Here is an 11,047-nt window from a genome sequence, read left to right on the forward strand (position 1 = left end):
GCCTTTGATCGCTTCCACCGCTACCTTGGCCTTGAGTGTCCCATCATACCGCTTCCGCTCTCTTTTCATCGCTCGCTCCTCCGAGGCGGCAGCGATTTTACACCTTAATCACCTGTCCAGTTTTTGGGGTACACCATACTACGACGACTGTGTCCATTGATTTCAAGTGCCCTATTTGCGGCAACAAGGGCAAGGCACTAGCGATAATGTCCAGTAACAATTTTGGCGGGCTCGATCGCGACCTGCTTCAGCGGCCCGTTGGTGATCATCCGCTGTCAATTGTTCCGATCGTTTGTACAAAATGCTATTTTGCCGGGACCGAACAGGACTTCAAGAAGCCTGGTCAAATCGACCCGGCGCTTAAGAAGCAGATCCTTGCGGGGAAAAAGCTCGTCCCGGCTATTCCCATCAAACGGGGCATGACATCTAACCAGGTGCCCCCATGGGTTAAGTGGGATCTCATCTGTCAACTGCACCAACTTAAACATGGAGATGATGAGCGGCTTGGCGACCTCGAATTAGCGGCGGCATGGAGCGTTCGGGTTTCGCGAAGGTATTATGAACTACTCGGCGATGATCTTATGAAGTCGTTGCAGGAATGGGGTGCTAAGGAAGTCAAAGTCCCCCCATCGGTAGAAAACGGCAACCGCGCAGACTTAGAAATCAAGGAAGCTCATCGTCTTCTCGGCTCAATTGACAGTGCCGACGCGACGTCGGCGCCCCTCGTCGGCTTGACCGCTCTCATTCTTTTTTGCGACCACGGCGAAAACCTTGACGCAGAAAACGTCTTACAACGGTTGCGTCCCCTTTTATCCGTTCAACTTTTTGCAAAGCTGGATACTTTCGTTCGGGAGTCAACCGCTATTGAGACAAGATTCCAAGAACGTGCGATTGAGTGCTACGAACGAATTCTGGGAAACGAAACTGATGAGGGGAAACGAGCAGTGCACCTATACCTGCTGGGTGAATTGTATCGTCGGACGCGGAAATGGGATGTAGCCATCGCTTATTTTGACAGGGCTCTAAAAACTAAGGCTCTCAACACTTTGCTTACCGGTTGGGCCGACCAACAGAAAGAACTCACTCTCCGGCAATCGACGGCTGCAGGCAAATAGCGTGTCAGCGTGTTCAGTCTCTTGGTTAGTGTTGCGAATTCGAGTGATATAGATATCTGCCTTCTCGGGGTCGCCGGATTTTGCGATCCGTTTTGCCGCACCCTGATCCGAAACATGATTTGTTCAGATTTGAGACCACGAGGATCGCGTTTCCAATTTCGCCAAAATGTGAGTTGGGGACGATAATGGCTGTTTTAAAGAACCGTTTGCGTATGCGTGCCTTAGCGCAAAATGCTGAATATTTAAGGACTTAGAAGCCTGTCTATCGCATGCCGGGCGGTAAGTCGTTAGCGTTCATCGGAAATGCCTCGGCGCAGAAAACGATGGGATACGAGCAAAGAGAAGTTGCCGAGGCATTTCCGATGAACGCTAACGACTATACGCTCTTCATCAAATCTAAAACGGAGAACTGTCTGATAGGTGCCGGTACGGTGATCACGGGGATTGTGCGCAAGACGCGCGGTCCCAGGTGATTCGACGAGGGAAAGTGATGACTGTCCCTTCGTCTCATTCGTATCGCAAAGCCTGAAGCGGGTTGATGCGGGTGGCGCGCAGGGCAGGAATGCAGCAGGCCACAACTGACACGACAGCCCAGGACAATGACACGACGAGAACGGCAAAGACGTCAAACTCGTCGATTCCCAAAAAGAATGCTAGGAGCCCCCGGGACAGAAGCCTGCTCAATACCAGAGTACCGGCCAGTCCCACGATTTCGCCGATCAGCAGCATCGCAAGCCCCTGCTTCAGGATGAGCTTGAGCACATGGATCCGCTGAGCGCCGACGGCCATGCGGATGCCGATCTCATGCGTGCGCCGGGATACCGAATACGCGATAGTGCCATAGATCCCAATCGTAGCCAGAACAAATGCGAGACCACCGAAAAGCGTAATCAGGAACAGGGAGAATGTCCTAGGAGAATATAGGTGGGCCACGTATTGTTTCACAGTGATGATCTCACCAAAGGAAGCATCCTTATCGAATTCCTGAAGGGCGGTTCGCAGTTCTGTCATCAGGTTTTCAAGGTTCAGTTTCGAGCGCACCAACATCTCCTCAGAGACAGGCTGATTTTCAGCCTGGGCCTTTGGGACATACACGACGGCAGACGTAATCTCATCGCCGGATTTCCTCATATCACCGACCACGCCTACGATCTGAATCTGCCGTGAAATTCCTGCTTTACCGCGCGGCACCGTCGAGATCCGCCTCCCCACAGGATTCGCACCCGGCCAGAATTTCTGCGCAGCCGCCTGGTTGATAACGGCGATAGGAGGCGCATCGGCTGAGTCGGACGGCTGCAATAAGCGCCCGGAAATCAAGGGAACCCTGAGGGTTTGAAAATAGTCCTGGGTTGGCGCGGCTATAGAGATGGATTGCCTCCTCCCGTCTATCTCAAACCTCCCGATTACATTCCCGCGAAATGGACCCATAGCTATATGCTCCACGCCTGGAATCCTGCGGAACCGTTCGAGCACGGACTCGTAGAATCTGGCATAGGCAGCCCTTGAATTAGGCCCGCGATATTCGGCCTTATAGGCCGGCGGCCGAGGGTCCACCATAAGGACATTGGAGGGATCGTAGCCCAATCCTCCCCAAACCGACCGTGCATATGTGCGTATTGCAAGGCCGGCTACGACGAGCAGCATCAGAGCCAGGGCAATTTGTGCGCTCACGAGCCCCTTGCCGAGCCGGCCGCGGTTCCGGCCTCCGGGAACCAGGGCCCCCTCCGAGAGCGCCTCCGCCATGCGGCCTTCGGTGGCGCGCAAAGAAGGGATGATCGCGCACAAGAGCCCGATCAACAAGGCGGACAACAGAGTGAAACAAAACGTTCTCAGATCGAGCTCGATTTCGTTTACCGGCGGAAGAAACAACGGCGGGGCGGTTGAAGTAATGGCATTTTTCAAGAAGGTGGCAAGCAGCAGTCCGAAAGCTCCACCCAGCAGGCAGAGGAGAACGCATTCCGTTAGTAGCTGTCTTATCATGCGCCAGCGCGAGGCTCCGGACGCGGACCGGATGGCCATTTCCTTTCTGCGCACGGCGGCGCGCGACAGCAGCACCGCGGCGATGTTGGCTGCGGCAATCAGAAGCACCGATATGACCGCAAGGAAGAGGATCCACAGCGGCCGGCGCACGTTTTCAACCATCATCTCCTGGAGCGAGCGGATCAGGATGCTCGGGGGAATTGGACCAGCCAGCGCGTTGTTGGTTCGCCTGACGATCACATCCATTTCCGCTTGTGCTTGCTTCAACGTAGTGCCTTTGGCCATGCGCCCGACCCAAAGGACCGAGAATAGGTCGAGTGCCTCTGGATCAAGTGCGCGAGGCAACCAACAATCGCTGTTAGAGAACATCTCCTCAAATGGAGTCGAGCAGTACACTGCGCCCAATACCCCGACAACGGTATATGGGCGGCCGTCGATGGTGACGCTCTGGCCGATCAGGCTTTTGTCCCCGCCATACCGCCGCTTCCATAGTGCCTCGTTCAGCACGACTTCAGAGCCGGCGGAGCTAGCGGCAGCCGTTTCATCCAGTCCCCTTCCCAGTACAAGTTTGGCTCCGAACAGAGTGAAAAATCCGGGAGTCACTTCTGTCGCGTTTATTCGCTCGGGATAGCTCCTGCCGGCGAGAATCCCACTTCTGTCGGTCACGGCGACAATTGTGTCGATCGACTGACTTGCCTTTACGGAGTCCACGAACTCCGACGATGAAAACCTGCCTCTCGGCGTCAAGCGGACAAGCAGATCCGGGTTATCGAACGGGAGAGGTTTCAGCAGCACGCCGTCGACTATGCTGAACATCACGGCGGCCACGGCCAGAGCTGCGCCCAAGGTCAGCACCGCCAGCAGCGTAAATCCCGGACTGCGCTGCATCATCTGGGCGCTGAAGCGAAGATCGCGGCCGATGTCCTGGATCCAGCGTCCAGGCCGCACATCGCGGCAATCTTCCTTGATCTGTTCCAGGCCACCGAAATCGAGTCTGGCCTTGCGGCGGGCCTCCTCGGGAGTCATCCCCGATGCGATGTAGCTCTTAATCTGCTGTTCCAAGTGAAAGGACAATTCCTTGTCCAGCTGTTTTTCCACACCCCCCCTTCGAAAGAGAAACAAAAGACGGCGCATTGCGGCGCTCCTATTCGGCGGTCTGGAGGATCAGTTCAATGGCATCCGAAAGGCGATTCCAGTTCATCTTTTCCAGCTCGAGCTGCTTGCGGCCGGCTTTGGTGAGGGAATAATACTTCGCCTCTCGCCCCGTTTCGGAGTCGTGCCATTCCGCCTGGAGCCATCGTCGATTCTCGAGACGGTGCAACGCCGGATAAAGCGAGCCTTGCTGAACCTGAAGCACGTCCTGGGAGATCTGCTGAATTCTTTGTGAGATCGCGTACCCGTGAATCGGTCCGAGGGCGACGATCTTGAGAACCAGCATGTCCAAGGTCCCCTGCAGGAGATCCGATTTTTCTGAATTCATGATGGATACCTCGATAATCTACATCTATAAGCCGCAGATATGTAGAATGTCAAGGCTTATGTCCGCACATCTGGTGCGCGAAGGTCGCAGAGAAAGCAATGTATGCGGTAAGCGCGGTGCATTTGCCAGGTGCCCGACTGTCAGTGGACGAGCAGAGAGGAGCCTCCTAGCCTTGTGGCGGAGTCGGTCATCAAAATCGCCCGGTGTTGAGGTTCCTCCGGTCCGCGCGCGAAGGACCGCAGCAGCCCCTTGGCTTCGAGCCGACGGATTGTGCTGTAGATCGCGCCCAAACGACACGCGACGTCCGGCGCGCTCGCGATCTTATGGTTCACGCGGACGTAAAACGGATTTACCGGAAGCTACGTCCCTTACCCCCGACGTCCCCGTTCGACTCTTGGACCCTCTCTCCCTCTCTCACTCACGGTAAGTGTTCCCTCGGTTACTGTGGTGTCCATATGGTGTCCATAACAATGCAAAAACGCGGAAAAATGACAGAGAACATTGCAAAATGAAGCGAATGACTAATCCCAAGTAATAAAGGGGCTTAGCTAGTGTTTTCAAGCACTTGCTAAGCCCCCTTCGGACGAAGTGCAAAACCGATGCTCTGCCAGCTGAGCTGACCGCCCACAGCCCACTGATGCTATTTGACTTAAGCCAAGATTACAACCCCCAAATTTGGCCGATTTTGGCCCCGTATCTAACACCCCTCTAACAACTCTTCCAAATCGGTCCGGTTTCCTTGCTGGGTAGTGGCACAGTTTCACTTCTCTTCCAAAAAGGCAATGCGATCCTGTAAGACTCTTTCATTCTCGACTTCATGCCGGTTTATCCCGGCGCTCTGGGTGTCCAAGTCTTTCCTTTCAAATTCTCGGCGGAGCGGGGCGAGAATTTCGCGGATAGGCCGGTTGCTGTCGGGCGGCCGACTGGGCGCTGGCCAGCCGCTTCAGGCGCCGTTGAGCAAGTTCGAAGCTGGAGTTTGGTGAGCGCTCCCCGGCTTTTTTCCCTTGGATTTTTCGAAACGCGGTCGCAGCCACCTCCTTTTCTCCGTACTGTTCGGCGATGAGGCCGTACAGGAGCCAGATGCTCGAGTCCGGCTCCTCGAGGCCGCGCATGCCGAGGATCTGCAGCATGAGGGATCGGGCTTCGCCCGCCCGCCTGGACACTGCCAGGACTGCGGCCAGCGTTAGGAGGATAGAGGGATCGTTATTCTGGCTCAGGCTGGCGGCCTTCTGGGCGTGTGCCGCGGCCTCCGCAGGCAGCGTTTCGAGGAAGAGTTCATCCCAGGCGAGGTTGTTCCAATCGCCTGCGCCGGCGCGGCTCAGCGCGGCCAGGTGCTGCAGGCCGCCGACGGCCTTGTCGAACCGATCCTGCCACTCGGCCATTTCGGCCTCCGAACGCATTGCAATCGGGTCATCCGGCAGGATCTTGAGGCGCGCCGCGATGGTGGCGGCCGCCTCGTCCCAGCGCTTCAGCTGCACCTGCGCGCGCACCGTCATGAGGAAAGCCGTCGCGGATTTCGGAGCCGAGCGCAGGAGGCCGGACGTCGTCCGGAGCAGATTTTCGAAATCCTCGCTGGCCAAATACGCCGCTGCGAGCGCCATGTCGACGGCGCTGCCGGCGGCCTCGCCAGACATCTTGGGGCGCGCCGCTTTCAGGATCTCGATCGCCTGGCGGGAATGTTTCGCCTCGGTGATCAGGCTGGCGGCGGCCACGCGCATGGCTTCCCGATCCCCGTTCTGCCCCTGCTGCCAAAGCCGTGGGAATGCGCGCCCGGCGTAGGGATCGTCCCCGCCGGCAGGCGTCACCTCCTCACGCACCCAGTCCAGGAATTTGCGTGCGGCCTCGAGATCGTTGCGCTCGACCAGGGAGAGGATCACCCGGCCCACGGCGGAAGGCGCCGACAGCAGATCAATGACGCGGTAAACCCCGTCCTCGCGCATGACCAGGACCGACAGACTGGCCGCGGGCAGCTGCAGGCGCATGCGGAATCCGGTCGCGGAGTCGCCTTCCTGCGACATCTCCATGTTGTTGACGAGGATGTCGCGCCCGACAGACAAGGGCAAACCGGTGTTGAGGAACGAACTCCTCATCCCCGCTGTCAGCTCGATCCGCCGCTGTTCCGCATCGGGATCGTCCAGCTCCTCGGCCACCATCCTGCCCATCACGGACGCGAACTCACCCCTCGACGGGTTTGGCGACAGGAGCAGCGCGAAGAAACGCTTGACGGCTGTCTTGGGGTCGTCCGGGGAGAGCGTCATGTCCTCATAGCGCTTTATCCTCGAAAAGAGCTCCGCCTGCCCCAGAATCTGTGCGGCATTGTCGGCGCCGCGCGCGGCGGAGGCGAGGATTTCCCCGCCGACGGCGTATTCGCGCATCTGGATCAGCTCCGACGCCACGGTGCGCAATGCGGTGCGGCGGGCCGCCTCGTCGGGAAACTCTTTGGTTGCCTGCTTAATGGCGGCCGGGGCGCCCTCGGCCATGGCGGAGACCATGAGCTGATACATGCGCCGCTTCTGGGCCGCGGGCATGGCCTTGAGCCATTCCTGGCACTCCGGCAAGCGCTTCGCGCGCAGATAGGCGATCGCGAGATTATTGGCAAGCTCGGTTTCCTTGATCTCCTCCTTGATTGCGAGGTAGGCTTCGATTGCCAGGTCGAGATGCGCATCGGCGGCGTAGCGATCCCCCGCGGCGTTGTGCTCGAGCAGGATGGCAAGGTCGGCCTGCGCCTCGTGATCCTCGGGATCCAGCTCCACCGCCTTGCGGTACGCTGCCCAAGCGCCTTCGTAGTCGAAGCCCTTTCCGAAGCGGCGTCCCAGGGCATCGTGCTGCATGATCCATCCGAGGATTTTCCAGGCCAGCGCCGATTTCGGGTCCGCTGCGGTAGCCGCACACGCCTCCTCACGCGCGGCCTCACCGAGCCCCGCAGCCAGGAGGCCGCGCGCCATGCGCACGTGAGGGGCGGCGGAGGCTGCATTCGCGGAGGCCTGCGCACGGAATTCCACCAGCGCCTCCCGTGTGTTTCCCGCTTCGAGCAGGGCAAAGCCGCGGTGCGCAAAGCGGACGGCAAGGACATCCTCCTGTCCGAGCGCTAGGATGGCTTTACGCAGCTCCTCTGCCTGAGCAGGTGTGAAGCGCCGGCTGCCCATGTCGAACCTGAGCGTTGCCGTGACGCTGCCGTCTTCCTCCTCCTTAAACTCACGGGACAGGGAAGCCGGCCCCATCCGGATCGTCGCCGGTTTGGGCAGCGAGGAAGCCCGAAATCCAACCGGAGGGTGAATTCGATAATTCCATTCGGCGAGGGATGCTTCCTCGAGCAGCCAGTCCACGCTCCGCGGCGGTTTGGGTTTTTCCTTGGCCTCACCCTCGGCCGCCTTTGCTTCTTCATTACGCAGTTCCCGCGGAAGGCGGTTTACCAGGTCTGTGACAGGAACGGCCACGAGCGATTCCGCCATGTCGGTGAAGCCCCGATTTGCCTGCGCGATTTCCAGCCGGAGCCGGTAAGGACGCGTGAAATCGTGCGCGTCGGAAAACACAATTTTAGGGGCCTCCTTGGTCAGATAGATCTGCTGGGCATACCGCGTCAACACGTCCCGGTTTTCCTTGGTATCCGCGTCAACGTATGCCGAGCGGTACGAGCTCTCGACGGTGCCGGTGACGTCCGTGGTTTCGATCACGCGTGCCGGCCCCATGTCGGAGAGGAAGAACTCCCGCGTTTCCGTCGTCCGGTTGTCCTGGGCCTTCGACTCGGCTGTGCGCACGAGCTCTGTGGTTTCCGGTGCGACGACCAACGCGAGGCGGCCTTGGGCTGCCGGTGGCAGCGTTCCCGCCCGGGCGTAGTCATCGGTGGCGTCGATCCAGACGGGCGGGTTTCCCGGCAGATAGACAATTGCGTGGTCGAAGCGCCCCATCCCGGGCAGCCCGGGATCGATGTCGTGGGAGGGCGCCGTCAGCAGCAGCGCGAGGTTGGCCGGACGGCCTGCAGCTCGCAGCATGGCCACCAGCAAGGCGGCCTTGTCCTTGCAGTCCCCGTATTTCCGCTGCAGCACCTCGGCCGGCGGGCGCGGTACGAGCGCCGCTTGCCCGAATTCCACGCCGGTGTATCTCACCTGCGCATGCAGCCGCGCGACCAGGGCCCCGACCGTGTCTGCGCCCGGTTTCGCGCCCGCCGGAACTTCGCCCAGGAGCGTCCTAGGATCAGCTCCGCGGAGTTGCGCTTCCACCTGTTCGGCATAGCGCGAGGCGACGGCCTGCCAGGACAAGCCCGTTGAAAAAGTCACGTTCGGATAACGGTGCTCTTCGGCAGGAAGAAAATCCGGAGGGTCGACATTGGCCTCGAGCGGTCCCTGCTCGAACAGAAGCCGCACGCGGCCCCGCGATTCGGTGCGCTTCGGCTGCAGGCCGGGAACGAGGTGAACTTCGTAATGCAGCGGCAGAGAGGGGGGTGCGTCGATGCTGAGAAGGGTCTGGCGCACCGGCATCGAGCGTCCGAAGGGGATGCGCACGACCTCGCCCCGGTCGAAGAATGGAGCCTTGTCCCTGATGACCGCCTCTTCCTCGACGATCGAGCCGGGGGCGACGGCCGGCAGCGGGCCACTCAGGGTGCGTCGGTCGGAGAAAATCTTGTCCTGTTGCCGGCCGACCTCGGATTCCGACAGCGTCTTCGGATCCAGGTTGTGGACGGCCCCGTCCTTCGTGATCACGCGCGCCCGGATCAGGGGACGCTCCTGGTGCCACGGCTGCCATTCGTACGTCACGTCCGCCCATGCCTCGGCCCCTGCGGCCGAAATCACACGATAGACCTGGCGTCGGGTGCTCGTTCTGCGGCCGTCTTCCTCGTATACGAAGCTGTGTTCATCGCTCAGGACCAGGACATCCGTGCCCTCCGCAACCGGAAGCGCGAGCGCGGCACGCAATAGAGCCTTGGGATCGGAAGAAAAGGCGGCTGCCCGCCAGGGCTCGTTGCTGCCCGATTGCCCGGCTCCCGGCCGCACGGCGAGGCCGATCGCCAGGGCCAGGATGCCGACGAACAGAAGACGATAAGACCGGGATCGCGCGACGCCGACTGTGTCAACCATCTGCAGACACCTCTTCGTGGAACAGACCGAATCCCGCCCACATGCCCGCTTCGATCTGAGAGCTTAAACGGGATGGCGTCGGCGCCGGGCCGTTGGGCATTCCAAAGCCAGCTTGCGGGAGGCCGGGCCAGGCGCAACGCATCATCCAACCGGAATGCGGCAGAGGTCCCGGGCCGTGCTGCTCCTACAGCCAGGGGGAGGGGAGGACCTTCACACACGCCATACATATCGTTGGGCAGCAGGCCACAGTATATGCGTTTCTTTGCTTTGAGGCGCAGAAAAATCACCGCACCACTCCGGCGAGTGCCGCACTCGCCGGAATCCGCGGAAAAAACGGCCGCGTCCTTGCCCGCGCGGGATTGCATGGCATGATTCGCGTCTGCATGAAAACGCGCAGGATTCACTTTATCAACTTCGTGCGCAAGTTCGCCGTAGCTACGACGTTCTTCCTGGCGCCGCTGCATTTTCTGCAGCTCGGCTTCGGCGGCCTGGCCATCGGCGTGATCGTGTCCTGGCTCGCCGGCGCTCCGAAAGGATAGGCAGTTCAAGCTGTCTCTTGGCCAGTCAGGATTCTGATCCGGCCGCCGTTACCCCTCGGTGCGTCTCCTCCCTCAGGTGCTGATAACGGTGCCTTATATCAACTCTCGGGGAAACATTGCCTGAAATCTCGTCCGGGCGAGGACTATAACTCCTAACAGAAATGCGGGATACGGAATTTCGGTATAGCTCCTCTATAGGCGAAATGAGCCTCGGAGGTGCGGAGCTCGCAGTTTCCAGTCAGGCCGTCTTCGGCCATAATGATCGGCAAGTCAATAGCGGAAGGCGGTTATAAGCCACGATCCCCGGTTCCTTGTTAGGGTAAACTCTCGGACTTCGTTGCCTTCCAACCAAATCAGTTCGTGGGAAGAATCAGGATGCGTAACTGTTGTATTCACATTGAAAATGTATTTAGGCGTAGACGTCATGATTTCATTCGCAATTCGATCTGAACTCGTGTAAGTCCTAACGGCCGGTAACTCTCGATCCTGAGCGTGCTCTATTGCCTTCGCGACCACATAGAGGTCAGGTCTGTTCACTTCCCTTCCGACAAAGGTGAAATCGTCCCCGGACAGATCGTATCTGTCTGCTACACAAAGCGTGGGTTGGGCGTAAGTATCGACGACGGAATGCCAGCAGTAATCAAGAGCGATGCGCTTGCCGATTAGCTATCCTGCACAGGCGTTTTGAGTTATGAGAGCATACAGCCCAGAAAAAGAAGCCTAGGAGTCCGTCCGAGAATTGTCTGATTTCTATTGATCGGCGGGCTCGAGAAATTTACCTTATGTTCCATGGCAAAAACATATCGTTCCTACTGTCCGGAGCAGCTCCTGCTGCTGCCGCCGAGCCTGCGTGATTGG

At 59.1% G+C, this 11,047-nt stretch carries 6 protein-coding genes; 3 read left to right on the forward strand and 3 right to left on the reverse strand.

Features of this window, described 5'->3' with window-relative positions; all coding sequences use genetic code 11:
• Positions 1 to 206 precede the first annotated feature (206 nt).
• Complete coding sequence (locus LAP85_28570; protein ID MBZ5500367.1) at positions 207 to 1,115, forward strand: hypothetical protein; 909 nt, start codon at positions 207 to 209, stop codon at positions 1,113 to 1,115.
• 323 nt (positions 1,116 to 1,438) lie between these two features.
• Entirely contained in the window at positions 1,439 to 1,588 is a 150-nt protein-coding gene (locus LAP85_28575) for a hypothetical protein (GenBank protein MBZ5500368.1), read from the forward strand.
• A gap of 34 nt (positions 1,589 to 1,622) precedes the next feature.
• Here LAP85_28575 and LAP85_28580 read toward each other — a convergent pair whose 3' ends face one another.
• The 3 genes from LAP85_28580 to LAP85_28590 all read right to left on the reverse strand — a co-directional run bounded on the left by LAP85_28580 (position 1,623) and on the right by LAP85_28590 (position 9,650).
• Positions 1,623 to 4,229 (reverse strand): ADOP family duplicated permease, encoded by a 2,607-nt coding sequence (locus tag LAP85_28580; GenBank protein MBZ5500369.1) that lies wholly within the window; start codon positions 4,227 to 4,229, stop codon positions 1,623 to 1,625.
• Positions 4,230 to 4,239: 10 nt separating this feature from the next.
• Complete coding sequence (locus LAP85_28585; GenBank protein ID MBZ5500370.1) at positions 4,240 to 4,575, reverse strand: PadR family transcriptional regulator; 336 nt, start codon at positions 4,573 to 4,575, stop codon at positions 4,240 to 4,242.
• 860 nt (positions 4,576 to 5,435) lie between these two features.
• Entirely contained in the window at positions 5,436 to 9,650 is a 4,215-nt protein-coding gene (locus LAP85_28590; protein ID MBZ5500371.1) for a DUF3857 domain-containing protein, read from the reverse strand.
• A gap of 368 nt (positions 9,651 to 10,018) precedes the next feature.
• Here LAP85_28590 and LAP85_28595 point away from each other — a divergent pair, with 368 nt between their 5' ends.
• Entirely contained in the window at positions 10,019 to 10,189 is a 171-nt protein-coding gene (locus tag LAP85_28595) for a hypothetical protein (GenBank protein ID MBZ5500372.1), read from the forward strand.
• Positions 10,190 to 11,047 lie beyond the last annotated feature (858 nt).

This window comes from Terriglobia bacterium, from assembly GCA_020072565.1.
Classification (GTDB): domain Bacteria; phylum Acidobacteriota; class UBA6911; order UBA6911; family UBA6911; genus JAFNAG01.